The 313-nt window shown below is 35.5% G+C and carries 1 protein-coding gene; it reads right to left on the bottom strand.

The annotated features are described in order from the left end of the window. A partial coding sequence (locus BHC51_RS01010; RefSeq protein WP_143558713.1) for a calcium-binding protein occupies window positions 1-313 on the bottom strand: 313 nt, incomplete at both ends.

Here is a 313-nt window from a genome sequence, read left to right as displayed (position 1 = left end):
AGTACCGTATAATACCATTCCTTCTGTGCGCAATTGTTCCAGAGTAACCGTCTTATCCTTAAATACAAAGTTTTCTATGGCATATTTATCACCTGCATAAAAGAAGTCTCTTACTTCAATTGAATCTCCTTCGTTATAGCCATAAATAATTAAAGTATTACCATTCTTGCGGAACTTAACTTCATCAAAATTCACATCCAGAAATTGAATCGTATCTGATTTACCATCACTATCACAAACAAAATCCTGACCATGCCCCTTGGCAAATACATAGGTATCATTTCCTTCTCCACCGTAAAGTCTGTCATTTCCT

The organism is Snodgrassella alvi, from assembly GCF_002777745.1.
In the GTDB taxonomy this organism is placed as follows: Bacteria; Pseudomonadota; Gammaproteobacteria; order Burkholderiales; family Neisseriaceae; genus Snodgrassella; species Snodgrassella alvi_D.
Note: the sequence above shows the minus strand (reverse complement) of the source record. Positions and strands in the feature narration are given on the sequence as shown.